A 23,677-nucleotide genomic window follows, 5' to 3' on the forward strand; every position below is an offset into this window, starting at 1 on the left:
GTCAGGCTCATAACCTGAAGGCCGCAGGTTCAAATCCTGCCCCCGCAACCAATATCTTCAAGACTATCAACAACAAAGCCCTCCCATCCCGGAGGGCACCTTGCGTTTAGGGCCTTGGATACCGCAAATGACTTGCTGGCGGTATAGCCACGTGGGGCTTCGATAGCGTGCACCTAGGCCTTTGTAAAACACGAGCCGGAACAAGCACTTCAAGCGCTCAGAGCGGCATTCACTCTGTGATCAGGGTTTCCGCGTCACCGACGTGGCGTTGTTTCGGCAGCTTCGGGCAAGGTCGCAGGCAGGCGTTTTCTATCTAACGCCTCCGTAGCTGCCTCGAGCTGAGCCACGCGATTTTCCAAGGAGAAGAGGTAGTCCCCCTGCAAATCATCGATACCGAGAAATGCTTCTTCCCACAGACGCCATTTTTCTAAGAAGTGCTTCAGCATGTGCTGTTTTCTCTCGATCGATTTCACTGGAATTTTCTATGTCGCCCTATCTTGGGCCGGGCGGTAGCAGACACGCAGGCACTCTCAAGTCTTCAAGGACATGCTCGCTCGAGGGTGCAAAGGAGCAGGCTCACCCCGTGCGCTCCGCAAGAAAGGTCACCTCTGCCGGTTGCCGCAATCCGCTCGCGACAACGGACACTTTCAGTCGACCCGCAAGCGCATCGTCGAACGTCGCGCCGATCACGACATCGGCGTTAGCGTCGACCTCTTCGCGCACGCGCGTGGCTGCTTCGTCCACATCGAACAGCGTCATGTCCGGTCCACCGGAAATCGAGACGAGGAGCCCTTTGGCACCTTTGACCGATGTGTCGTCAAAAAGCGGATTAGCAATCGCTGCTTCGGCGGCAGCTCTTGCACGGCCTTCGCCTGCCGCTTCTCCCGTGCCCATCACAGCTCGGCCCATACCGCGCATCACTGACCTTAGGTCGGCGAAATCGAGATTGATAAGCCCTTCCCTGACAATCAGATCGACGACGGAGCTGACGCCTGCATAAAGAACCCGATCCGCCATTTCGAAAGCCTCAGCAAACGTCGTTGTGGCATCTGCCACCCGGAAAAGGTTCTGATTTGGGATCACGATCACGGCATCCGCGCTTTCGACTAGACACTCTACCCCGTGTTGGGCCATTCGCATTCGATGTATGCCCTCAAATGCGAATGGCATGGTTACCACGCCGACCGTCAGTATTCCGGCCTTCCGCGCAGCTCGAGCTATAACAGGCGCGGCGCCCGTTCCAGTGCCGCCCCCCATGCCCGCGGTCACGAAACACATATGCATCCCGGTCAGATGGTCCATGATTTCGTCGATCGTTTCTTCGGCCGCCGCTTGTCCGATCTCGGCGAGTGATCCGGCCCCAAGCCCGCCAGTCGCGATCAGGCCGAGTTGAACAACTCGTGGGGCTTTAGACATGGAGAGAGCTTGCGCATCGGTGTTTGCTGCAATGAATTCTACCCCTTGCAGCTTCTGCGCCATCATGTTGTTGACCGCATTACCACCACCGCCGCCGACGCCTATAACGGCAATCCTCGGTTTGAGGTGCAGTATGTCCGGTGTCGTGCCCAAGGTTTGGTTCATTGACGTTCAAGTCCCAAGCGAAAACAGTTTCAGCGTGTGGTGGCGCGACGGTGATCCTCAGCCAGCGCCGTTTGCCTTCGGCCACCGCCGGAACACTGCGCTCGCATTGACACCGCCAAAACCGAAACCATTGGATATTGCGAATTCAGCGTCTAATTGGCGCGCGTGGTTCGCCACAAAATCGATGCCTTCGGCTTCCGGATCCGGAGCATTCAGGTTGAGAGTTGGCGGCGCAATCTGATGCTGGAGTGCTAGAATGGTGAAGATTGCTTCCAATCCTCCAGCCGCGCCAAGTAGGTGTCCTGTTGCTGACTTCGTCCCGCTGACAGCGACAGTCTTCTCGGAACCAAAGATACTTTTGATGGCCCTGATTTCGCCGAGGTCTCCGACCGGGGTCGAGGTGGCGTGGGCATTCAGATGACCTATTTCGCGGGGGGAAATGCCTGCCTGCGCAATGGCGATCTCCATGGCTCTTTTGGCACCGTTCCCGTCTTCTGGTCCTGACGTGATGTGATGAGCGTCGGCTGTCGTGCCGTATCCGACGAGTTCGGCAATTGGTGTAGCGCCGCGAGCAAGCGCATGGCTCAGGGATTCAATGACAAGCATGCCCGCTCCTTCGCCCATGACGAAGCCATCGCGTGATGTGTCGAAGGGGCGCGATGCCTTGTCTGGTGTTTCGTTGAAAGCAGTCGACAGAGATCTGGCGGCTGCAAAACCCCCGAGGCTGACGATGTTCATGCAGGCTTCTGTTCCGCCGCATATCGCAATTTCGGCTTCATTTGACCGAATAAGCCTCGCAGCATCGCCAATTGCCTGAACGCCGGCGGCGCACGCGGTTACCGGTGCACCGAGAGGACCTTTGAAGCCATGACGGATTGAGACATGCCCGGCTGCGAGATTGACCAGAAACGACGGTATGGTGAAGGGCGAAAGGCGACGGACACCGCGTTGATCGACGGTGCGGACCGCTTCGGTTATCGCAGGAAAGCCGCCTATACCGGACGCGATAATCGTCGCGGTCCTCAGCCGTTCCTCATTCGAGGTCGGCTTCCAGTTTGCTTGTGCAAGCGCTTCTTCCGCGGCTGCCAGTGCAAATATGATAAAACGGTCGACCTTGCGTTGGTCCTTCGGAGCCACAATGGTGTCGGGATCGAAGCCGCCCTCGGGATCTTCCATCAATGAGGGGACAATGCCCCCGATTTTCGATGGAAGGTCCGCCACCACGTCGTCACCCAGCCGTCGAATGCCACTTCGACCCGCGAGCAGGCGCGACCAGGAGATACCGACATTCGCTCCAAGGGGACTGACAGCTCCCATTCCTGTGACAACGATACGACGCATGTTTTACACCTGTTCTTCGTTTAAATTGGCATGCCTTCGGCATCCCGACCGACGGTGCGGTCAGGGCCTGTTCTCCGGATATGCAGTTTCTTCAGTGCCTAAATCGCATCCGCCCGAACCCGACGCGGCGACTGCGTTTGGCTTTTGTTTTCCCTAGCTACCGAGCGCGATCCTCAGGCCGCATGATCAGCGCCTGCGATGCGCCTGATTTCCTCCGCCGCTGCGTCGAGGATTCCTTGAGACGTATTCTCGTCTTCCATGATCCGCGACAGGGTAACGGCGCCGACCATGAGAGACAGGATCGCCATCGCCTTGCCGCTGGGATTGGGGCTTCTGGTGTCATCAAGCAGTTCATTGAGCACCTCGAAGTGAGCGCGTATCCCATCCTCGAATGGACGCCTGACTTCGTCACTCTGCCGAGTAGCGTCCGACCCCAGTGCCACCAGGGGGCAACCTTCTGCCTTTTCTCCACGGTGGTCCTTTGACAGATAGAACGCCATCACTGCTTCGAGAGGATCGGAACTGTCCGCAGCCGCTTCAGACCATCTGCGTGTAGCGCTTTCCATCGCGCGCCTTGAAGCCTGGGCTGCAAGATCGTCCTTCGATGCAAACTGCTTGTAGAACCCGCCTTGAGTGAGTCCTGCACCCTTCATCAAATCTTTCAGGCCAATGCCATCGAATCCGTGCTCGCGAAACAGACGGCTGGCAACGTTGATCACCGTCTCCCGATTTTCCTCGGCTTGTGCCCGGCTCACTCTCATATCGACCTCCAGTTAGATTTCGTTTGACATTTATATCGCACATAGATTTAGATCGCAATCTAAATAATTTGCACCGCTGGTCAAGAAGAGAACTTACAATGAAACGCAAACATGTCCTGACTGTCGTGGGTCTTGTCGCAGCGGCTGGGGCCGCCGCCTTTTTCCTCGTTTCTGAGACCCCAAAACGGGAAGCCGAGGCCGCAGACCCAAGGACGGCTTCACCACTGGTAAGGATTGCGGAGGCGAAAAGGACCGGCAGGGCCGACCGGTCATTCACCGGGACGGTCGCATCGCGCGTTCAAAGCAATCTCGGATTTCGCGTTCCCGGTAAAATCGTGGAGCGGCTGGTCGATGTCGGTCAGCAGGTCAAACAGGGCCAACCGCTGATGCGCATTGATGAGACCGATCTTCAGCTTGCACTGACAGCAAAGCGGAATTCGGTCATATCAGCGCGTGCTATTCTGCTTCAGGCGCAAGCCGATGAGAAGCGCTATGCGGCACTGGTCAAGAATGGCCTGGCGGCCACGCCCCAGCGTTATGAACAGGCAAAGGCGGCTCTCGATACAGCGACGGCACAGCTTGCGGCGGCCGAGGCCGAAGCGGAGGTGGCCGAGAACGCGGCAACCTACACCACTCTTGTTGCTGACTCGGATGGAACGGTCGTTGAAACTCTCGGTGATCCGGGACAAGTGGTCGCCGCCGGCCAGACGGTTGTTCAACTCGCAAAGGCGGGCCCTCGCGAGGCGGTCGTCTGGCTGCCTGAGACACTGCGACCTAAGGTGGGATCGGAAGCACAGGCCAGTGTTTATGGAAGCGACGGGCTTAGTGGAAACGCCAGACTGCGACAAATCTCCGATTCGGCTGATCCTCAAACGAGAACCTATGAAGCGCGTTACATTCTTGAGGGTGATGCGGCCTCAGCACCGCTTGGCGCTACTGTAACAATCAGAACACCGGATGCCGAACGCCAGTCGGAGGTCACCGTCCCCGTCGGCGCCATTATGGACGACGGTAATCGCACAGGCGTTTGGGTCGTCGACGGCGCCACGTCAAAGGTGAAGTTCACCCCGATTAAAGTTCAGCAGATTGGCGAGGAGACGGCATTTGTCACGGGGATCGGGACCGGGGAGCAGGTCGTTGCCCTCGGCGCGCATCTTCTCGACGATGGCGCGACCGTCAGGATTGCCTCGAGCCAAGAGGTGAAAAACTAATGCGCTTCAACCTGTCAGCCATCGCGGTTCGCGAACGCGCCATCACCCTGTTCTTTATCGTGCTGCTGGCCGCAGCCGGCGTCTACGCTTTCGTCAAGCTGGGGCGCGCCGAGGATCCGTCCTTCACCATCAAGACATTGACGGTCACGTCAGTCTGGCCGGGTGCAACAGCGCGAGAAATGCAGGACCTCGTCGCCGAGCCGCTTGAGAAACGTATTCAGGAACTGACCTGGTACGACCGCGTCGAGACCACAACGAGGCCAGGTTACGCTTTCCTGACCGTCACCCTCAAGGATAACACGCCGGCAAGTGCGGTTGCAGAAGAGTTCTATCAGGCGCGCAAGAAGCTTGGCGACGAAGCCCGCAATCTCCCCCCGGGCGTCATGGGCCCATTCGTCAACGACGAATATTCTGACGTGAGTTTCGGCCTCTATGCCCTGAAGGCAAAGGGAATGCCGATGCGCGATCTCGTTCGGCAAGCGGAAGTCATCCGCCAGGACCTCCTGCACGTGCCTGGCGTCAAGAAAATCAACATCGTCGGCGAGCGCCCCGAGCAGATTTTCGTCGAGTTCTCCTATGCGAAGCTCGCGACACTCGGCATATCCGCGCAGGATATCGCTTCTGCGTTGCAGCGACAGAACACGGTCACGCCTGCGGGTTCAATCGACACACGAGGCCCACAGGTCTTTATCCGCTTCGACGGAGCTTACAACAGTGTGCAGGCGATTGCCGACACGCCGATCGTTGCTGCTGGACGAACCCTGAAGCTCTCCGATCTTGCAGAGGTGCGACGCGGTTATCAGGATCCCGCCACCTATATCATCCGCCACGAGGGTGAACCGACAATCATGCTGGGTGCGGTGATGCAGGCGGGATGGAACGGTCTTGATCTCGGCAAGGCGCTTGAGGCTCGCTCTGCCGCCATTGCGCAAACATTGCCGCTGGGGATGACGCTTACCAAAGTCAGCGACCAGGCCGTCAACATCGATGAAGCCGTCGGCGAGTTCATGCTCAAGTTCGCGATGGCGCTTGGCGTGGTTCTGTTTGTCAGTCTGGTGGCACTTGGCTGGCGCGTTGGTATTGTTGTCGCACTTGCTGTGCCACTCACCCTTGCGGTGGTCTTTCTCATCATGCTGGAGACCGGGCGCTTCTTCGACCGCATCACGCTTGGCGCTTTGATTCTCGCGCTTGGCCTTCTAGTTGACGATGCCATCATTGCCATCGAAGTGATGGTGGTGAAGATGGAAGAGGGCATGGACCGCATCAAGGCGGCCGCCTATGCCTGGAGCCATACGGCAGCGCCGATGCTGTCCGGCACGCTGGTCACGATCATCGGACTGATGCCCGTGGGTTTTGCCAAGTCGACCGCAGGCGAATATGCCGGCAACATCTTCTGGGTGGTGGGCTTTGCGCTCATCGTATCCTGGATCGTCGCCGTCACCTTCACGCCCTATCTCGGCGTCAAGATGTTGCCCAACATCAAGCCGGTCGAGGGCGGTCATCACGCCATCTATGACACGCCGAATTACCGCCGTCTGCGCTCCGTCATCGAGTTCGCTGTCCGCCATAAGTTCATGGTCTGCGCCGTGGTCGGCATTTCCATGGCCGTTTCGGTCGTTGGAATGGGCGGCGTGAAACAACAGTTTTTCCCGACATCGGATCGGCCTGAGGTGCTGGTCGAGGTGCGCATGCCCGAGGGTACGAGCATCGAGGCGACGACATCTGCGGTGAAGAAAGTCGAGGACTGGCTGCAAACTCAGCCTGAGACCAATATCGTCACGTCCTACGTAGGGCAGGGCGCACCCCGGTTCTTCTTTGCCATGGCACCGGAACTACCTGACCCTGCCTTCGCCAAGGTCGTCGTGCTCACACCCGATGCCCACGCACGTGAAGAACTGAAGCATCGCCTTCGTGCAGCTATTTCGGAGGGTCTTGTTCCTGAAGCGTCCGTCCGCGTCACCCAGCTTGTGTTTGGTCCTTACACGCCGTTCCCGGTCGAGTTCCGGATCATGGGTCCCGATCAGGATGAACTCTACAGGATTTCTGAGCAGGCTCTGGCGATCATGAAGACTATACCCGATGTTCGCCAAGCCAACCGTGACTGGGGCAACCGAACACCCGTTCTGCGATTTGTGCCCGACCAGGAGCGGCTCAATCTGATTGGTCTTTCTCCATCGGAGGCAGCCCAGCAATTGCAGATGCTGCTCTCCGGCATCCCCGTTACGCAGGTGCGCGACAATATCCGCAACGTGCCCGTCGTCGCTCGCAGTGCTGGCGAAAACCGCCTCGATCCGTCACGTCTTGCCGATTTCTCTCTAATGAGCAGGGATGGCCGTCAGGTTCCGCTGGATCAACTCGGGCACTCCGAAATCCGGTTTGAAGAACCTATCCTGAAGCGTCGCGACCGCACGCCTGTCATCACGATCAGGTCTGATATCAACGAGGCGACGCAGCCTCCGGAGGTTTCCCAGCAGGTTATGAAAGCTCTGCAGCCACTCATCGCGTCGCTTCCCGTTGGATACCGTATCGAGATGGGCGGCAACATCGAGGAGTCTCTCAAGGCGAATACGGCACTCGCTCAGGTTTTCCCGGTGATGATTGCTGCCATGCTGATCGTCATCATTCTGCAGGTTCGCAGTCTCTCGACAATGACAATGGTGATGCTGACAGCGCCGCTTGGTCTTGCCGGGGTGGTTCCGACCCTGCTCCTGTTCAATCAGCCTTTCGGCTTCAACGCCATTCTCGGCTTGATCGGACTGGCGGGTATCCTGATGCGCAACACGCTTATCCTGACAGAGCAAATCAAGGAGAACAAGGCGGCAGGGCTCGATGATTATCATGCCGTTATCGAAGCGACAGTGCAGCGGACACGACCCGTGATCCTGACGGCTCTCGCGGCGATCCTGGCGTTCATACCTCTGACCCACTCAGTATTTTGGGGGTCGATGGCCTATACCCTGATCGGTGGAACGGCAGCAGGCACGGTGATGATCCTGCTCTTCCTTCCGGCCCTCTATGCTGTCTGGTTCCGGATCAAGCCACCCAAGCCAGATGTCGAAAAGGAGACGGTCGAGCACGTAGGGCAGCCACTGGCGCTCGCGGCAGAGTAGGGGCGTCCATGCGTGCCGGCTCAAACCTGAAGAGTGGTGTGACGGCGGCGTTCAAGGGCAGCAGGAGCCGCAACAATGCGGGGCCGCACACCATCTGGCCGGGCACGGTTGAAAGGCTGGGGGTTTCCATCTCATCCACATCCGGACCGATCTTCCGGCCGGACTCATCACGCGGATACCAGACCCCGGCAGGCTATGCCGGGATCATCACTGCGCCCGGCTCCAATGCCGCGGGAGATCAAAGCTTCGCTTTGCTACCGATTGCCCACACCGCGCCAACTGGAATGTTGAAAAACGCAGAGCCTCCAATCGCATTTGGATGAAGGTTCCGTGGGAGGGTCATGCCGGTACGCGTCGTCGTTTTTTGCGGACTAACTGATGCTGTTATCGATCCATGCGTGCGTCTGTTCCAGAATCTCGTCCGATAGTTCCAGATCGTCGATTGCCCGGGCGAGTATGACCGCCCCAACCATGGCCGCCCAGCTTCCTATCGCTGTGCGCCGGCGATCTGCCGGGTCCAGTTGCGGGAGTGCCTTTTCGATCCGGCTAATCTGCGCACGAAGGCCTTCTGTCATGGCGGAGCGCGCCGGCGGCGTCTGGTGGCGAATTGCTGCAGCGAGACCGGCGGTTGGGCAGCCACCGGCAGCGTTGTCGCGATGGCGAGGCGCAAGATAGGATTTGACGAAATCGCTGAAGTTGCCTCCTCCGACGCTATCTGAAGCAAGGGCATGGGCAAGGGTCTCCGCGACCAGATCGTCTTTTGAACTGAAATGTCCATAAAAGCCGCCGTGAGTAAGACCGGCTGCCTTCATCACCTCCGCAACGCTGACGGCATCGAACCCCTTGTCGCGAAACAGCCGGCTGGCGACATCCAGAATCCGGCGACGGTTTTCCGCCATCTGTTCTCGGCTGACCTTCATTTTCACAATTCTCCCAACATGGTCGTTGACATTTACATGATGGCTATCATATTTAAATCCAATCATGATGATCGTCATGAATATAGGTTCCATCACAGAAAAGAGCAATCCTATGAGCACAAATCCTGCAGTCCTCATCACCGGCGCTTCCACCGGTATTGGTGCAACCTATGCCGATCGGTTTGCGCGGCGCGGCCACGATCTCGTGCTGGTCGCCCGTGACGTGGCGCGAATGGAGGCCGTTGCAAGCCGTCTGCGACAGGAAACCGGCGTGGCCATAGACATCGTCCAGGCGGATCTCACGCAACTCGCCGATCTTGCGAAAGTAGAGACGAGACTGCGCGACGATGACAGCATCGGCATCCTCGTCAACAATGCCGGAACGGCCATCGGTGGAACGTTCATCGATCAGAGCACCGACGACATGGCCCGGCTTGTTGCACTCAATTCGACTGCACTCCTTCGCCTTGCCAGCGCAATTGCCCCTCGACTCGTCAAGAAAGGTGAGGGTGCAATCGTCAACATCGGCTCCGTGGTTGGTCTGGCGCCGGAGTTCGGCATGACGGTCTACGGCGCAACCAAGGCCTTTGTCCTCTTCCTGTCTCAGGGGCTTAGCCTCGAGCTTGGACCGAAGGGCGTCTACGTTCAGGCTGTTCTTCCCGCCACGACACGAACCGAAATCTGGGACCATGTCGGCGCCGACGTCAACGCCCTGAACAACGTCATGGAGGTGGGCGATCTTGTGGATGCGGCTCTGGTCGGCTTCGACCGTCGCGAGCCGGTGACCATCCCGCCGCTTCCCGATGCCGGTCAGTGGGAAGCCTTTGAAGCTGCGCGCAAGACCATGCTGGCCAACTTCGGCAATGCGCTGCCAGCCGAACGGTACCGCACCGTCGCTTGAGCAGACCGCGCAACCCATACCGCTGCGGCGGCAACACATAGGCAAATCATGACTAAAAAGACGCTTTTCGAACCCTATACGCTCGGCTCCTTGACGCTTTCCAACCGGATCGTCATGGCGCCCCTGACGCGCAATCGCGCCGGTTCGGGCTTTGTCGCAGGTGACCTGACGGCTGAATATTACGGCCAGCGTGCTTCGGCCGGGCTCATCATTTCCGAAGCCACGCAAATATCACAGCAGGGGCAGGGATACCAGGATACGCCCGGTATCTATACCCAGGCGCAGATCGAAGGCTGGCGCAAGGTCACCAGTGCGGTGCACGAGAAGGGTGGCCATATATTCCTCCAGCTCTGGCACGTCGGTCGCATCAGCCATGTTGATCTCCAGCCGAACGGCGCAGCGCCGGTCGCCCCTTCAGCCATCCGCGCCGAGACAAAGACGTTCGTCAACAATGCCTTCGTGGATGTTTCGCAACCCCGTGCCCTTGAACTGGAAGAGCTTCCTGGGATCGTCAACGATTTCCGTCAGGCAGCAGCCAACGCCATCAAGGCTGGTTTCGATGGTGTCGAGATCCACGGGGCCAACGGCTATCTGCTTGATCAGTTCGCCAAGGACGGTGCCAATGTTCGCACAGACGCCTATGGCGGCTCTGTCGAAAACCGTGCGCGCCTCATGCTGGAAGTCACGGCCGCGGTTGTCCAGGAAATCGGCGCTGCACGCACCGGCATCCGCATCTCGCCGGTCTCGCCCGCCAATGGCATTTCGAGTACTGATCCGCAGGCGCAGTTCGATTACATCGTCGATCAGCTCGAAGCCCTTGGCATCGTGTACATTCATGTCGTCGAGGGTGCCACAGGTGGGCCGCGCGATATCGCGCCATTCGACTTCGGATCATTGCGCCGTCGCTTCAGCAAGACCTATATCGCCAACAACGGCTATGACTTCGAGCTGGCGAGTTCGCATCTTGCCGAGGGTCGGGCGGATCTGATCGCCTTCGGCCGGCCGTTCATTGCCAATCCTGATTTGGTTGAACGATTGAAAAGCGATGCGCCGTTGGCAGAGATAAACCCGGCTACGCTCTATGGTGGCGGTGCCGCGGGTTATATCGATTACCCCTCTTTGGCGGCAACTGCCGGGCGTTGACTGCTTTTGGGGCCGCTCGCTGATGCGGCCCCATCAAATCAGTTTGCTGTGCCTGATCCTTTGCGGATTGGTGCCGGGTCCCGACACTGAAGGGTTACCCTTTCCCTCACCACATGAAAGTCACGCTTGACTTTAATGATGATATATATCATTAAAAATCATCAATGATGATGATAATCATCATTAAATTAGTGTCGTAAAACCATATGCCTTGGCGGCAATCCATGGTGATACCGAAAAGAGAGAAAGACGCTATGGCGACGTTTGCTACTAAAAGACAGAAGACCGCCTTTGTGACCGGGGCTTCCAGTGGGATTGGCAAGGCGGCCGCCACGGCTCTGGCCCGGGCAGGCTACCGGGTGATTGGCACGAGTCGTAAGGCCGCACCTGGCGAGATACGTGATGGCATTCGGATGATTGCTTGTGACGTGACTTCCGATTTGTCTGTCGCGGATGCCGTGGCGCTGGCGCATCAGGAACTTGGCCGTATCGACCTTCTGGTCAACAATGCCGGTTACGCCCTGTCCGGGGCGGCCGAAGAAAGCTCGGTGGATCAGGTTCGTTCGCTGTTCGAAACCAATTTTCTGGGTGTCGTTCGGGTGACCAATGCCGTGTTGCCGATGATGCGCCAACAGGGCTATGGCAGGATATTGAACATCGGCTCTGTCCTGGGCTTAATACCCGGTCCTTTTGGAGCCTATTACTCGGCCAGCAAGCACGCCATTGAGGGCTATTCGGAATCGCTGGACCATGAGGTTCGCCAGTTCGGCATCCGTGTCGCCGTGATCGAGCCTTGGGCAACGAAAACCTCGATCGAGGCCAATTCTCCGCAAGGCGACCGTCCGGTTGCAGCCTATGGCCAGACACTGGCCAGATACCGCACGGCGTTTGACTTGGCCATGGCGACCGGCGACACGGCGGATGATGTTGCGGCCACCATCCTGATGGCGGCGCAGGACAAGGCGCCGCGGTTGCGCTACCCCTCCGGCAAGGCGGCCCGGCAGACCTCGTTTGCCCGGCGTTTCCTGCCGCGCGCGCTGTTTGATCGAACCTTGCGCAAGCAATTCAACATCGCGTGAGCGAGAATGACGGCCACGGCAGGGCCTTCCAACAACATGCTCAGTTCGCGCTGAAAGCCTTGGCTTTTTTAGCCATCTGAGCCGATAATATTTTTACACTGGAGAACGTCCGTGAAAGCCTTCGTCGTCGACAAATACAAAAAGAAGGGCGCCTTGCGTCTGGCAGACATGCCCGAACCCCGGATGGGCGCGAATGATGTTCTGGTTCGCATTCAGGCCACGGCGATCAACCTTCTGGATTCCAAGGTGAGGGACGGCGAGTTCAAGCTGTTCCTGCCCTATCGCCCGCCCTTTATTCTGGGTCACGATCTAGCCGGAACGGTTGTAAGCGTGGGCGCGAATGTGCGGCAATTCAAGGCTGGGGACGAGGTTTACGCCCGTCCGAGGGATCACCGGGCCGGTACCTTTGCAGAGTTCATCGCAATTGACGCCGCCGATGTAGCGCTGAAGCCCGCAAGCCTTTCGATGGAGCAGGCCGCATCGATACCGCTGGTTGGACTGACCGCCTGGCAGGCGCTGGTGGAGGTCGGCAAGGTCAAGCCCGGCCAGAAAGTGTTCATTCAGGCTGGTTCCGGTGGGGTTGGGACCTTTGCCATCCAGCTTGCCAAGCATCTCGGCGCCACGGTGGCCACCACGACCAGTGCCGCGAATATTGACCTGGTCAAAAGCCTCGGCGCCGATGTGGTGATCGACTACAGGACGCAGGATTTCGAACAGGTGCTATCCGGTTATGATCTGGTGCTGAACAGTCAGGATGCCAAGACGCTGGCCAAGTCGCTGAATGTTCTGAAACCGGGTGGTCGGTTGATATCGATCTCGGGGCCGCCGGATGTTCCCTTTGCCAGATCTCTGGGGCTGAACATGTTCCTGCGCTTGGTGGTACGGATGCTGAGCCGGGGCGTGCTGAAGAAGGCGAAAAGCCGGGGCGTCTTGTATTCCTTCCTGTTTATGCGCGCGGAAGGGCAACAACTTGCCCAGATCGCCAAGCTGATCGACGCCGGCGTGATCCGTCCGGTCGTGGACAAGGTATTTCCCTTTGCTCAGACGGCGGAGGCCTTGGCCCATGTCGAGACCGGGCGCGCCAGGGGCAAGGTCGTTGTGAAGGTCGCAGACTGAGTTCGTATTTTGCAGGAGATGGGGTCGCATGGCTGCGGCCCTATTGCTCCCGCCCGCCATTTTCGACAGAGGCCCGGCAATCGGCGCGGCAAATATCGAGAATTTCATCCGCCAGGGCCGATGCGTCCGGGCAGGCCCGCGATAGCACGATGGCCCCGACAGCTTGCGCCATAATGCTGATGGCTTGCGTGCGGGCATTTGAGCCAGCGGGCTGGTTCGCCGCAAGATTGCTCTCCAGCGCATCAACAAGGCGCTCGATGCCTTCGCCGAAAACAGCTCTGGTTTCGTTTGGCAGCCGCGCTGCTTCCCCGCTCAGTGCGGCGGCCGTGCAGCCTTGGCCACGCGCATCACGATGCGTGCGCGAGATGTAGGCGTCGATCATCTCGCCCAAATCATACCCGGCATAGCGTGCCAACGTTTCGGAAAGCCCTTTGGCGGAGGCTTCTGCTATGAGCGCCTCCTTCGAGACGAAGTGGTTGTAAAATCCACCATGGGTCAGGCCCGCACCCTCCATCAGGTCAGCCACGCCAACGCCATCGAACCCTCGTTCGCGAAACATCCCGGATGCAATCGCAACAATCCGGTCATGATTTTCCTGCTTCTTTTCCTTGGTGATCCGCATGTCCGAACCCTTTCGACGGCGCCGTCTCCATGATGTTGGATATCATCATGGATTGAGAGTATTGCTGACGCTTATCATTAATAATGCGCTCAACACAAGGAACACGTCGTATCGGCTACCTAATTTTCCGTCCTTCGCCGCCGATATCTTGTCGCTGGCTGCAACGAAGCTTCTGTTTCTGGGAAGCTGGCCCGGATTGTTTGGTAAAATCAAACTCGGCTACGTGGATCGGCGTATCCTCACTGGAACGCCCTTATATGCTGGGGTCCCGGATTTCCTGTCGTAGTCTGCGAGCGCAATGACCTGGTTCATTTCGGGGTAATAACCTGCTACCGAGCCGGGCGGAATATTGTAGGCAACGGCGGTAAATCCGGTAGCGGTTTTGGCGCCACTCCCGCAAATTGCTTCGACATCGATGAGGTCTCCGTCTCTTAGTCCCCGCGTCTCAAGGTCCCGCTGGTTCATGAAGATGACGTCGCGGCGGCCGTAGACACCACGGTAGCGGTCGTCGAGGCTGTATATGGTGGTGTTGTACTGGTCATGACTGCGCAAGGTGGTCAGCACAAGGGCTTCGGGGTCGTGCAAGCGTGTGTCCTCATCAAGGCCCGGTGCGACGAGAAATTCGGCCTTGCCGGACGGCGTATTCCACACACGATCAGAAGCCGCGACCGTGAGCCGGAAGCCTCCGGGCGTTTTCACGCGCGTATTGAAATCATGAAAATCGGGAAATACGATTTCGATCTTGTCGCGGATCTGCTCATAGTCGCCGGCCATCCCGTCCCAGTCGATGTCGTGTCGATTACCAAGCGTCGCCTTGGCCATGCCGGCAACGATCCAGGGTTCCGAGCGTAACTCATCGCTTGGTGGTTTGAGGAAACCGCGCGACGCGTGCACCATCGACATGGAATCCTCTACCGTGACGGATTGGCGCCCTGTCGCCTGAATATCCAGATCCGTTCGGCCCAGAACCGGCAGGAGGATCGATGTCTTTGCCAGCAGCAGATGCGAGCGATTGAGCTTTGTCGCAAGATGAACGGCCAGATCGAGTTTCCGCATGCCCGCGAACGTCGCTTCAGGATCGGACATGGCGACAGCAAGATTGCCACCAAGACACACCAACGCTTTCGACCTGCCCTCAATGATGGCCTCGATCGCCTCCACGGCATTATGGCCCTTTTCACCAGACGGGCGGAAACCGAAGGCTTTTTCCATGCCAGCAAGAAGAGCCTCATTGGGAATTTCAGTGATGCCGACGGTCCGGTCGCCCTGAACGTTGGAATGGCCGCGCAGGGGACAGATACCGGCGCCTGGCCGGCCTATATTGCCGCGCAGCATCAGGAAATTGGCGAGTTGCTGCACATTGGCCGTGCCGTGGGCATGCTGTGTGATGCCCATGCCATAACAGAGAATGACGTTTTTCGCCTTGAGGTAGACATCCACGGCGCTATCGAGCGCTTCCAGTGACAGGCCGGATTTCTCGATAATCTCCGGCCATTGCGTCTGGTCGATATCGGCTTGCAGGGCTTCGAGGCCAATCGTATGCGCTGCGATGAAATCGCGGTCGATGACGCCGGGCCCGCCAGCTTCGATATCGGCCGCGTCCCGCTCGAAGATGCGCTTCATCATACCCTTGAGTGCGGCAAGATCGCCGCCGGTACGAACCTGATGATAGGCAGATGCGATCGGCGTGGATGACATCGTCGCCATTTCGATCGGATCCTGCGGGGCTGCAAACCGCTCCAGCGCCCGCTCCTTGAGTGGATTGAAGACGACGATCGGCACACCCCTGCGGGAGGCCTCATGTAATGTCGTCATCATGCGCGGATGGTTGGTGCCGGGATTGTGCCCGAACGAAAAGATCGCGTCGGCATGATCGAAATCCTCCAGCGTTACAGTGCCCTTGCCGACACCGATCGACAGGGGCAGACCGACGCTGGTGGCTTCGTGGCACATATTGGAACAGTCGGGGAAATTGTTGGTGCCATAGGCGCGAACGAAGAGCTGAAAGAGAAACGCCGCTTCGTTGGAGGCACGACCGGACGTGTAGAACTCGGCCATATGAGGGCTGGGAAGGGCGTTCAACTCCGAGGCAATACGCGCGAATGCGGCATCCCATTCGATCGGCACGTAGCGGTCACTGGCATGATCATAGATCAGCGGATGCGTCAGGCGCCCCTGATCTTCAAGATTGTGGTCGGTCCATTGCCAGAGATCCGTCACCGAATGAGCGGCAAAGAAATCGGGGCCAACCCGCTTGGCCGTCGATTCCCAGGTGATCGCCTTTGCTCCGTTCTCGCAGAACTCAAATGAACTTGTGTGCTTCGGATCGGGCCAGGCGCAGCCAGGACAATCGAAGCCTTCGGGCTGGTTTGCCTTTAACAATGTCGCCGCGCCCTCGGCGATGATCTGCTGGTGAGCAAGGGTTTTGGCAACGGCTTTTAGTGCGCCCCAGCCACCTGCTGGCGCTGTATAATGCTCTATCCCATCCGGCCGCTTCTCGCTCATCACAGTCTCCCTTCAGCGTGTTTCAATAAATCTAGCATCGAACGCATCAGTACGAACCTAGACCGATGTATAGGTCCAGGTAGACGTCTATCGAATGTGCGGCCAACGAGATTGAGCATATTTTGCCCAGATCAAGATTGGCGGTGGAACAGTATCATGGAAAAGACAGGACACATGCAAGCCGGGGCGGCAAGCGCCACCCACAATGATGCGATCGGACAAGTGGCGCTTCTGGCCATGGCCGTCGCGGGCGGTATTGCAGTCGCAAACATCTACTACAATCAGCCGATGCTCGGGCTTATCGAGGCGGACTTCAGTCGGCAGCCAGTTACCGGCATGGTGCCCACCGCAACGCAACTCGGTTACGCACTGGGGTTGTTCCTTTTACTGCCGCTCGGCGACCTCGTTAATCGCCGCCGGATGATCATCGGGCAATTCGTGGTGCTTGCCGCCGCGCTCGCGCTGGCTGCACTGGCGCCGACGGCCTGGATGCTGGTTGCAGCATCGGTCATGGTTGGAGCATGCTCGACAGTCGCCCAGCAGATCGTGCCCTTTGCGGCATCGCTGGCCGCGCCGGAAAAGCGCGGCGCCACAATCGGCACCGTCATGGCAGGCGTATTGTCGGGCATATTGTTCAGCCGCACCCTGTCGGGCTTTGTGGGCGAACACGCTGGCTGGCGGGAAATGTTCTGGATCGGCGTACCGCTCGCCCTGCTCGCCGCGGGCCTCATGTTTGCGGTCCTGCCGCATCATCGGCCAACCTCGACTTTGCGATATCATCAGGCGCTCCGGTCGCTCGGCCAGCTATGGAAACGCCACCCGGCCTTGAGGGCAGCGACTATCATCCAGGCGTTTCTGTTCGCGTCGTTCACGGCCTTCTGGACCATCCTCGCTCTCTATCTGGCGGGGCCAGAATTTCAGCTCGGTGCGGATGTCGCGGGTCTGTTTGGGATCGTCGGTGCGGTCGGCATATTTGCAGCGCCTCTGGCAGGAGTTGTTGCCGACAGACGGGGACCGCATTTCGTGGTCTGGATGGGCGCCGGATTGACGATCGCCGCCTGGCTTATCTTCGGCCTCTGGGCATCGATCGCTTCCTTGGTTGTAGGCGTCATCGTACTTGATTTCGGCATACAGAGCGCGCTGATTTCTAACCAGCACATCATTTATGCCCTGGATGCCGATGCGCGTAGCCGTCTCAACACGGTCTTCATGACTGGCATGTTTCTGGGGGGTGCCACAGGTTCGGCAATGGCGACACTGGCCTGGGGGCAGGGCGGCTGGCTCGTCGTCAGCCTTCTCGGCGCGGCGTTTGGCCTCGCAGCCTTCGCAGTTAAAATATTTCATCATCGCCGGCATTCGCCGACGGTTGTCGGAAACTGAGGGCGGAACGATGGAAAAGCTACGTATAGGAATCGTCGGCGGTTCGCTTGCCGGCCTCTTCGCTGGCATCATGTTACAGCAGGCTGGCCACGATGTTCGCATCTACGAGCGATCGAAGAGCGGTCTTGCAGGTCGGGGAGCGGGCCTCGTCGGTCAGAGGGACCTGCTGCACATTCTCCGGCTGATTGGCTGCGAGCATGTCGCCCGTATCGGCGTGGTGGCTAAGGAACGCATCTATCTCGATCAGGACGGCCGTATCGCACAGACCGTTAAGGCGCCCCAGACCCAGATTTCCTGGGATTACCTGTTCGAAACTGTCGCTTCCCGCATCGCTTCAGGAAGCTATGTGCTGGGTCGGGATGTCGTCAAAGTGCTGGATGGCGAGAGTGGCGCGGAGCTGATTTTTGGTGACGGCACGCGGGTGAATGCCGATCTGGTTATCGGTGCCGATGGCCTTGGTTCGGTGGTGCGCGCAGCGGTCAATCCCGGAGACACTCAAAACCGCTATTCCGGCTATGTCGCATGGCGTGGATTGATACCGGAAACGAGGCTTCCAACGGCAGCAAATCTGCTTCTCGACCGGTTTGCCTTTCATGTCAGGCCGGGCGTACATGCGCTCGGTTATCTTGTCCCGGGCTCAAAGAGCGAAATGGACATCGGCAATCGCCGATATAACTGGGTCTGGTATCGCAAAGTGCCAGCAAGCGAACTTGCCCACACGTTCACCGATCTGGATGGGCGAACGCATGCATTTTCGCTGCCGCGTGGTGGCTTGTCGAGCGACCGTCTGGAGGCGTTGCGCGTCGATGCGCTGCAGATGCTTCCGCCGCAATTCGCCCAGGCGGTCGAGGCGGAGCCAAGCCCCTCTATCCAGGGCATTTTCGACTACGAGTCGCCCCGCATGACGGGCCGTTCGGTCGTCCTCATCGGCGACGCCGCCTTTGTCGCGCGTCCGCACACCGCGATGGGCGTGTCGAAGGCAGCGGGCGATGTCATGGCGTTGAGCAACAGCCTGGAGTCCGAGGTTGACCTTCCCAGTGCCCTGCAGCGGTTCGAGGATGATCGCATCGCGGTTGGCCGGGAAATCGTTGCTTATGGCCGGCAACTCGGTGCGTCGGCTATCTGAGTATCGACCGGCTGTCTGTCACGGTACTCAAGAACGATATTTTTAACCCGCTGGCTTCTGCCAGCGGGTTTTTGATTTTGAGAAAGGTCGGATGCTTCAGTTTGGGGGCTTTATCAGGCTTAGTGCGGCGTGGATTTGCGAGACGACGGCGGCACCTTCCCCAACTGCTGCCGCGACCCGCTTGGTCGATCCGGCACGGACATCCCCGATGGCAAAGACATTCGGCAGGCTGGTTTCGAGAGGCAATGGCTTGCGGGAAAAACGACAATGCTCATCGAAGGATTGCCCAGTGACGATGAAGCCCTTGTCATCGGTTTGCACCCGGCTGCTGATCCAGCCAGCGTTCGGATCCGCGCCGATAAAAAGGAAGAGATGATGAAGCGGCAAGGTGTTCACGCTTCCATCCAGGCGGTTGCGCAGTCTTGCGGAGGAAATGCCAGTGGCGTTATCGCCATTGATCGCGTCCACTTCGCAATGCATGTGCAGTTGGACGTTCGGCAGGGCCTTGATACGGTCGATCAGATATTGCGACATCGTATCTTCGAGTGCGCGCCGCACGACCAGATGAAGTGTCTTGACCTGAGGCGCCAGAAAGACGATGGCCTGGCCTGCCGAATTGCCGCCGCCAACCAGGACGATCTCTTCGCCGGCGCAAAGTTTTGCCTCGATCGGCGAGGCCCAATAGGAAACGCCGTTGCCCTCGAAACCGTCGATGTTGGTGATGTCCGGTCGCCTGTAGCGAGCGCCGGATGCGATGACGACACTGCGGGCCGTCACCGATTTTCCACCGTCGAGTTCGAGCGCCAGCACACCGGCGTCATCTTTCGGAGGGATCAGATTTTTGACAGCGACGGGAAGAACCATTTCTGCCCCGAACTTGAGAGCCTGATTGTAGGCACGTCCCGCCAGCGCCTGTCCGGATATGCCCGTCGGGAAGCCGAGATAGTTTTCGATCCGAGACGAAGCGCCGGCCTGCCCCCCAATCGAGTGTTCATCGATGACAAGGACGTCGAGCCCTTCCGAAGCGGCATAGACGGCGGTGGCAAGGCCCGCCGGTCCAGCGCCGACAACAGCGACGTCATAGAGCTTTCCGGGCTTGAGGTCCGGCGTCATGCCGAGACATGCTGCGGCCTCCGCATCGGTCGGTTTCTTGAGCACGGTGCCGTTGGGGCAGACCATTAGCGGAAGGTCGGAGGCGAGAATACCCAGACGTTCGATCAGCGCCTTACCTTCACCCTCCATGGCAGCATCAAGCACGATGTGGGGAAAGGCATTGCGGGCTAGGAATCCTTGCAGGCGCGAGAGCGCGGCATTGCCAGCGGTTCCAATCAGAACAGAACCTGCGCCTGCATCGATCAGACCGACGCGGCGCAGGATGAAGGCGCGCATGATGATTTCGCCGACATCGGCCGATCCGATCACCAAGGCCCGCAAATGGGCGGCATCAAAGGGAATGGCCGTGCAGCCCTCGGACCCGGCGCGGGCCCCGGCAAGTGTCGGTCGACCCGACAGCTGGTTGACTTCGCCAGACAACTGGCCTGCTCCATGCGTCGTGATCGGTGCCTCGCCGGAAAGACCTTCGTGGCGAAACACGTCCATCGATCCCTTCAGCACCAGCCAGGCGGGCGCTGCGTGGTCTCCTACCTTGTAGACGAAGTCACCACGTGCGAAATCTTTTGGCTCGCCGCTGGCAAAACGCTTCGCCGTCTCGACCTGATGGGGGTTGAGCACCGGAAACATCTGGTCCAGGCGCGCGCTGAGATCTGCCATCTGTTACCTCCAGCTGGAAATGTCGTCCGCAGGTCACCGCCGATTTTTCGGCGAAGTTCAGTAATATCGCGGTATCGGCCCGCGTTGCGGTGTCTGATCAGGCAGGTCCACCATGGTTTCGTCCACATAACACCAGCCCCAGCCTTCCGGCGGGTCATAGCCCTCGATGATGGGGTGGCGGGTGGTGTGGAAATGCGCGGTCGCGTGGCGGCCGGGGGACTGATCGCAGCAGCCGACATGACCACATTCGCGGCAGAGCCTCAAATGAAGCCATATCTGGCCAGTTTCGAGACATTCCTCGCAGCCAAGCGTCATGGGCTTGACCGATCGGATCGTCGGCAGGTGCGAGCATTGATCAGACATGGTTCCACTCCTGAACGTGTTGGAAATTTCAGTGCTTCAGTGCTTCTTCAAGACACAGTATAAGCTGGTTGAAATCGACTGGCTTCCCAAGGAATGCGAATGCACCGCCATCCATTGCCGCTGCTCTCGTTCGCTCGTCGCAATAGGATGTCATGAAGATCATCGGCGGCTTTTGATCACCACGCGAGTTTAACACGTCCTGCATCTGGATGCCGCTCAAGCCTGGCATTTTAACGTCGACCAGCATGCAGTCGATCGCGACGCGATCACCGCGGGCCAGAAAGTCTTCCGCAGACGAAAACAGCCGGCTCTCGTAACCGCAGGACAAAACGAGATCGTCAAGGGCTTCGCGGATCGACCGATCGTCGTCAACGATGGCTATGACAGGTGTTTTGGACAATTTGATTGGGCCTTGCCTCTTAAAATCAACTGGCTTCTATATGCGCCATCGAGACACAACATTGCACCATACAAGGGTCTAGGTTTTGGCCTCAAAGGCCCAGCAGTTCCGCCTTGCGCACCAGTTCGGCTACGGAGCGCGCCTCCATTTTGCGCATGACATTGCCGCGATGCAGCTTGACCGTGATCTCGCTGATCCCGAGGTTGAACGCAATCTGCTTGTTCATCAGGCCTTGCACGACAGCCGTCATGACCTCATGCTCGCGGCGGGTCAATGTCTTGGCCAGTTCCACGACGGCGCCATTTGCAGCAGATTGCTGGCGCATTTCCCGATCTTTCTGAAAAGCGACCGAGACGGCGTCGAGGATGTCCTGGTCCCGAAAAGGTTTGGTCAGGAAGTCGATGGCACCTGCTTTCATGGCACGGACTGTCATTGGTATATCACCGTGACCGGTCATGAAGATGATCGGCATTCGGTTGCCGAGTTTTTCCAGGTGGAGCTGAAAATCAAGGCCGTTCGCACCGGGCAGGCGAACGTCGAGAAGAATGCAGCCAGGTCGGTCCAGATCGGCATTTTCGAGCAGGTCCTGGGCGCTTTCAAAGGATTTTGCTTCTGTTCGAATTGACAGGAACAGATCGACCAAAGCCTCGCGTATCGCAGTATCGTCGTCGACGACGTAGACAACCGGCGTATCGCCGTTCGGCGGTTTGGCGGACTTTCTCGCATCATTCATGGGTTGCCTCCATCGGGACGATCATTTCGAACAATGCGCCACCATCGGTGTGATTGCCGGCAGACAGCGTGCCGCCGCGGGCTTCGAGCATGCTGCGGCAGATGGCAAGGCCCATGCCAAGCCCGGTCGGTTTGGTCGTGCAGAATGGTTTGAACAGGTTTTTGAGAACGTCCGGACTGAGCCCGGGACCTGTGTCGAGAACCTTGATGATCACGCTTTGACCATCCCCAGGCTCGATCGTTACCGATATCCGCCGCATCGCTTCCGGGGTTTCGGCCATGGCGTGAAGCGAATTGGTGATCAGGTTGATCAAGACTTGCTGCAGCTCTATCCGCACGGCGTTGACGGTGGGCGCATCGCTTGCTTCAGCTATTTCAACAATGACCCCGTTTCTGACAAGCTCGCTCTCCATCAGCGCGCGTGTCTCCGTGACGAGATCGGCCAGCGAAACCGGCTCGATATCGGGCGGGCGGTTACCAAGCATTGATCGTGCGCTCTGAATGATGTCACTGGCACGCTGGCTGTCACGAGCGATGCGCTCAGCTGAGCGGGAAACGGCTGCCAGATCCGGCGGGTCGCGATCCAGCCAGCGCTGCAGGGTCTGGGCGTTGACCACCAAGGCGCCGAGCGGCTGATTGAGTTCGTGCGCGAGCGAGGCAGATAACGCGCCGACGGTTGCCGCGCGCGACGCCAATGCCAATTCCGCCTGGGCCTCGAACAGTGCTTTCTGGGCGAGTTCCCGCTCCGTAATGTCGAACATACCGACAATGACACGGTTGAAATTGGCAGGATCTTCAGGAAAGCCAACGGTCAGCAGCACAAATTTGCTGGTGCCATCGCTGGTGAGGATGCTGCCCTTGCCTTCGAAATGCGTCTCGTTGTTGAAAATTGCCGCGATGAGATCGAGAAAGGTGGCGTCGTCCTGGGCAATATAGCGGCGCATGGAGCCGGGATTGCTGTTGCCCACATGGCCCAGCAATTCAAGTGCCGCCGCGTTGGCGGCAACGGTAGGGACGCTGACAATGCATCGCTCCAGAAAATCCGGGTTCTCCCGAGCGTGAGCACCAAGGTCTTTGACACCATTTGCTTTCAACGCCATCAGCATGGCTCGGACCTGCGAATAGTCGCGCTCCCAAAGTGCAACACGGCTTTGCTCGAAAATCGTACGGTAGCGCTCTTCGCTGCTCTGCAGGGCGGCATTGAATTTCACAAGATTGAGGCGCGCGCGCTGATTGCGGATGATCAAGGCGCAGGTGATCAACATTGCAGCAACCGCGACCGCCAGGCGTAGGGTTGCGGCGAGGTCGGTTTGCAGCCCATGAGCTGCAAGATACGAGACTGCCGCCAGACTGATACAGATACCGGTCACCAGCATCGTTCCTTTTTCTGTCAGGGTTTCTGCCGACAGAAGCAAGGTGATGACATAGAGCGTGGCAAGCGCGCTGTGAATGTCGGTATAGGTATCGAGATAGAAGATCAGCGCTGCGAGCAAAAATGCGCAGACGAGCACGCCAAGTTCAAAGCGCGCCGGCAGCCGTCTTTCCGGGTTTACCAAGACCAGCGAATGCAAGGAGATTTCCCACGTTGAGATCGACCGCATTATCAAGCCATCCCT

At 58.5% G+C, this 23,677-nt stretch carries 20 protein-coding genes and 1 pseudogene; 8 read left to right on the top strand and 13 right to left on the bottom strand.

What is annotated here, in order from left to right:
• Positions 1-254 precede the first annotated feature (254 nt).
• The 4 genes from ACQZ45_RS21855 to ACQZ45_RS21870 form a co-directional block, all read right to left on the bottom strand.
• Entirely contained in the window at positions 255-473 is a 219-nt protein-coding gene (locus tag ACQZ45_RS21855; protein ID WP_236742561.1) for a hypothetical protein, read from the bottom strand.
• 103 nt (positions 474-576) lie between these two features.
• Positions 577-1,581, bottom strand: coding sequence for a cell division protein FtsZ (gene ftsZ / locus ACQZ45_RS21860; protein WP_448742548.1), 1,005 nt, complete (start codon positions 1,579-1,581; stop codon positions 577-579).
• A gap of 57 nt (positions 1,582-1,638) precedes the next feature.
• On the bottom strand, positions 1,639-2,922 hold the full coding sequence (fabF, locus tag ACQZ45_RS21865; RefSeq protein WP_025595181.1) for a beta-ketoacyl-ACP synthase II: 1,284 nt from the start codon (positions 2,920-2,922) through the stop codon (positions 1,639-1,641).
• Between the two features lie 173 nt (positions 2,923-3,095).
• Complete coding sequence (locus ACQZ45_RS21870; RefSeq protein ID WP_013762146.1) at positions 3,096-3,683, bottom strand: TetR/AcrR family transcriptional regulator; 588 nt, start codon at positions 3,681-3,683, stop codon at positions 3,096-3,098.
• Between the two features lie 98 nt (positions 3,684-3,781).
• On the opposite strand from ACQZ45_RS21870, the gene ACQZ45_RS21875 reads away from it, so the two are divergent.
• Positions 3,782-4,894: an efflux RND transporter periplasmic adaptor subunit gene (locus tag ACQZ45_RS21875; protein ID WP_013762147.1), complete on the top strand. Its 1,113-nt coding sequence runs from the start codon at positions 3,782-3,784 to the stop codon at positions 4,892-4,894.
• Complete coding sequence (locus tag ACQZ45_RS21880) at positions 4,894-8,004, top strand: efflux RND transporter permease subunit (protein ID WP_013762148.1); 3,111 nt, start codon at positions 4,894-4,896, stop codon at positions 8,002-8,004. Before ACQZ45_RS21875 ends, ACQZ45_RS21880 begins: the two co-directional genes overlap by 1 nt.
• A gap of 23 nt (positions 8,005-8,027) precedes the next feature.
• On the opposite strand, the pseudogene ACQZ45_RS21885 reads toward ACQZ45_RS21880, so the two are convergent.
• A pseudogene (locus ACQZ45_RS21885) lies at positions 8,028-8,158 on the bottom strand (flavin reductase family protein); the annotation flags it as partial.
• Between the two features lie 217 nt (positions 8,159-8,375).
• Entirely contained in the window at positions 8,376-8,924 is a 549-nt protein-coding gene (locus ACQZ45_RS21890; RefSeq protein WP_013762149.1) for a TetR/AcrR family transcriptional regulator, read from the bottom strand.
• Positions 8,925-9,036: 112 nt separating this feature from the next.
• Here ACQZ45_RS21890 and ACQZ45_RS21895 point away from each other — a divergent pair, with 112 nt between their 5' ends.
• The 4 genes from ACQZ45_RS21895 (at position 9,037) to ACQZ45_RS21910 (ending at position 13,163) form a co-directional block, all read left to right on the top strand.
• The gene (locus ACQZ45_RS21895; protein WP_448742549.1) at positions 9,037-9,825 is read left to right on the top strand and encodes an SDR family NAD(P)-dependent oxidoreductase; all 789 of its coding nucleotides are present in this window, start codon (positions 9,037-9,039) and stop codon (positions 9,823-9,825) included.
• A gap of 48 nt (positions 9,826-9,873) precedes the next feature.
• Positions 9,874-10,968: an alkene reductase gene (locus ACQZ45_RS21900; RefSeq protein WP_013762151.1), complete on the top strand. Its 1,095-nt coding sequence runs from the start codon at positions 9,874-9,876 to the stop codon at positions 10,966-10,968.
• 254 nt (positions 10,969-11,222) lie between these two features.
• Positions 11,223-12,047: an oxidoreductase gene (locus ACQZ45_RS21905; RefSeq protein WP_111788694.1), complete on the top strand. Its 825-nt coding sequence runs from the start codon at positions 11,223-11,225 to the stop codon at positions 12,045-12,047.
• Between the two features lie 111 nt (positions 12,048-12,158).
• Positions 12,159-13,163 (top strand): NADP-dependent oxidoreductase, encoded by a 1,005-nt coding sequence (locus tag ACQZ45_RS21910; RefSeq protein WP_013762153.1) that lies wholly within the window; start codon positions 12,159-12,161, stop codon positions 13,161-13,163.
• A gap of 40 nt (positions 13,164-13,203) precedes the next feature.
• Here ACQZ45_RS21910 and ACQZ45_RS21915 read toward each other — a convergent pair whose 3' ends face one another.
• Entirely contained in the window at positions 13,204-13,785 is a 582-nt protein-coding gene (locus ACQZ45_RS21915) for a TetR/AcrR family transcriptional regulator (RefSeq protein ID WP_025595177.1), read from the bottom strand.
• 219 nt (positions 13,786-14,004) lie between these two features.
• Positions 14,005-16,290 carry an FdhF/YdeP family oxidoreductase gene (locus ACQZ45_RS21920; RefSeq protein ID WP_025595176.1) on the bottom strand — a complete coding sequence of 762 codons (2,286 nt, stop codon included), beginning with the start codon at positions 16,288-16,290 and terminating at the stop codon, positions 14,005-14,007.
• Between the two features lie 156 nt (positions 16,291-16,446).
• Here ACQZ45_RS21920 and ACQZ45_RS21925 point away from each other — a divergent pair, with 156 nt between their 5' ends.
• Together ACQZ45_RS21925 and ACQZ45_RS21930 are read left to right on the top strand one after the other, a co-directional pair.
• A complete protein-coding gene (locus ACQZ45_RS21925; protein ID WP_025595175.1) occupies positions 16,447-17,670 on the top strand; it encodes an MFS transporter in 1,224 nt (407 codons plus the stop codon).
• A 10-nt stretch (positions 17,671-17,680) separates the two neighbouring features.
• Positions 17,681-18,796 (top strand): FAD binding domain-containing protein, encoded by a 1,116-nt coding sequence (locus tag ACQZ45_RS21930; RefSeq protein WP_025595174.1) that lies wholly within the window; start codon positions 17,681-17,683, stop codon positions 18,794-18,796.
• Between the two features lie 96 nt (positions 18,797-18,892).
• On the opposite strand, the gene ACQZ45_RS21935 is transcribed toward ACQZ45_RS21930, so the two are convergent.
• The 5 genes from ACQZ45_RS21935 to ACQZ45_RS21955 all read right to left on the bottom strand — a co-directional run bounded on the left by ACQZ45_RS21935 (position 18,893) and on the right by ACQZ45_RS21955 (position 23,632).
• Complete coding sequence (locus tag ACQZ45_RS21935) at positions 18,893-20,566, bottom strand: FAD-dependent oxidoreductase (RefSeq protein ID WP_065658409.1); 1,674 nt, start codon at positions 20,564-20,566, stop codon at positions 18,893-18,895.
• 57 nt (positions 20,567-20,623) lie between these two features.
• Positions 20,624-20,929 (bottom strand): UBP-type zinc finger domain-containing protein, encoded by a 306-nt coding sequence (locus ACQZ45_RS21940; RefSeq protein WP_003519260.1) that lies wholly within the window; start codon positions 20,927-20,929, stop codon positions 20,624-20,626.
• Between the two features lie 28 nt (positions 20,930-20,957).
• Positions 20,958-21,329 carry a response regulator transcription factor gene (locus ACQZ45_RS21945; protein ID WP_003519258.1) on the bottom strand — a complete coding sequence of 124 codons (372 nt, stop codon included), beginning with the start codon at positions 21,327-21,329 and terminating at the stop codon, positions 20,958-20,960.
• A gap of 91 nt (positions 21,330-21,420) precedes the next feature.
• Entirely contained in the window at positions 21,421-22,062 is a 642-nt protein-coding gene (locus ACQZ45_RS21950) for a response regulator transcription factor (RefSeq protein WP_013762159.1), read from the bottom strand.
• Positions 22,055-23,632: an ATP-binding protein gene (locus ACQZ45_RS21955; protein ID WP_112673767.1), complete on the bottom strand. Its 1,578-nt coding sequence runs from the start codon at positions 23,630-23,632 to the stop codon at positions 22,055-22,057. The genes ACQZ45_RS21950 and ACQZ45_RS21955 overlap by 8 nt, the downstream gene beginning before the upstream one ends.
• Positions 23,633-23,677: the final 45 nt, after the last annotated feature.

This window comes from Agrobacterium sp. 16-2014-1-2a (assembly GCF_053522705.1).

Coding starts and splice junctions, on each gene's coding strand:
- ftsZ (WP_448742548.1), bottom strand. CDS start 1,581: ATGAACCAAACCTTGGGCACGACACCGGACATACTGCACCTCAAACCG.
- fabF (WP_025595181.1), bottom strand. CDS start 2,922: ATGCGTCGTATCGTTGTCACAGGAATGGGAGCTGTCAGTCCCCTTGGA.
- ACQZ45_RS21870 (WP_013762146.1), bottom strand. CDS start 3,683: ATGAGAGTGAGCCGGGCACAAGCCGAGGAAAATCGGGAGACGGTGATC.
- ACQZ45_RS21875 (WP_013762147.1), top strand. CDS start 3,782: ATGAAACGCAAACATGTCCTGACTGTCGTGGGTCTTGTCGCAGCGGCT.
- ACQZ45_RS21880 (WP_013762148.1), top strand. CDS start 4,894: ATGCGCTTCAACCTGTCAGCCATCGCGGTTCGCGAACGCGCCATCACC.
- ACQZ45_RS21890 (WP_013762149.1), bottom strand. CDS start 8,924: ATGAAGGTCAGCCGAGAACAGATGGCGGAAAACCGTCGCCGGATTCTG.
- ACQZ45_RS21895 (WP_448742549.1), top strand. CDS start 9,037: ATGAGCACAAATCCTGCAGTCCTCATCACCGGCGCTTCCACCGGTATT.
- ACQZ45_RS21900 (WP_013762151.1), top strand. CDS start 9,874: ATGACTAAAAAGACGCTTTTCGAACCCTATACGCTCGGCTCCTTGACG.
- ACQZ45_RS21905 (WP_111788694.1), top strand. CDS start 11,223: ATGGCGACGTTTGCTACTAAAAGACAGAAGACCGCCTTTGTGACCGGG.
- ACQZ45_RS21915 (WP_025595177.1), bottom strand. CDS start 13,785: ATGCGGATCACCAAGGAAAAGAAGCAGGAAAATCATGACCGGATTGTT.
- ACQZ45_RS21920 (WP_025595176.1), bottom strand. CDS start 16,290: ATGAGCGAGAAGCGGCCGGATGGGATAGAGCATTATACAGCGCCAGCA.
- ACQZ45_RS21925 (WP_025595175.1), top strand. CDS start 16,447: ATGGAAAAGACAGGACACATGCAAGCCGGGGCGGCAAGCGCCACCCAC.
- ACQZ45_RS21930 (WP_025595174.1), top strand. CDS start 17,681: ATGGAAAAGCTACGTATAGGAATCGTCGGCGGTTCGCTTGCCGGCCTC.
- ACQZ45_RS21935 (WP_065658409.1), bottom strand. CDS start 20,566: ATGGCAGATCTCAGCGCGCGCCTGGACCAGATGTTTCCGGTGCTCAAC.
- ACQZ45_RS21940 (WP_003519260.1), bottom strand. CDS start 20,929: ATGTCTGATCAATGCTCGCACCTGCCGACGATCCGATCGGTCAAGCCC.
- ACQZ45_RS21950 (WP_013762159.1), bottom strand. CDS start 22,062: ATGAATGATGCGAGAAAGTCCGCCAAACCGCCGAACGGCGATACGCCG.